Origin of the sequence: Mesorhizobium sp. M1A.T.Ca.IN.004.03.1.1 (genome assembly GCF_003997555.1) — a bacterium.
Classification (GTDB): Bacteria; Pseudomonadota; Alphaproteobacteria; order Rhizobiales; family Rhizobiaceae; genus Mesorhizobium.
Genome location: NZ_RZTV01000184.1, coordinates 1 through 289, shown reverse-complemented (window position 1 = coordinate 289; position 289 = coordinate 1). Strand labels below are relative to the sequence as shown.

The following is a 289-nucleotide window of genomic DNA, read 5'->3' as shown; positions in this document are numbered from 1 at the left end:
ACCGGCATCTCCGCCAGAACCTTGTCCGTACCATAAAGCCTGAGGAAGGCGGTGACCGCCCTCTCCGCCTGGCGTGCGGTATCCTTGAGGCCTGGTTCGCCGAGCAGCATGCGCACATGCAGGTCGGAGACAACAAGGCCGTAAAGCGTGTGATAAGCCTCGTCGGCATCGGCAAAACGCAGGAGCCCTGCCCTTTTGCCGGCATCGATCAGCGCCATGGCGCGCCGGTCGATCTGGCGACGGCCGCGCTCGAGCAGCAGTTTGCCGAGTTTCGAGCCGTCGCGGTTCG

General features: G+C 64.4%; 1 protein-coding gene. It reads right to left on the bottom strand.

Annotation, left to right across the window (positions count from 1 at the left end; all coding sequences use genetic code 11):
* A partial coding sequence (locus tag EOD29_RS31250; RefSeq protein WP_206520533.1) for a TetR/AcrR family transcriptional regulator C-terminal domain-containing protein occupies positions 1–289 on the bottom strand: 289 nt, incomplete at both ends.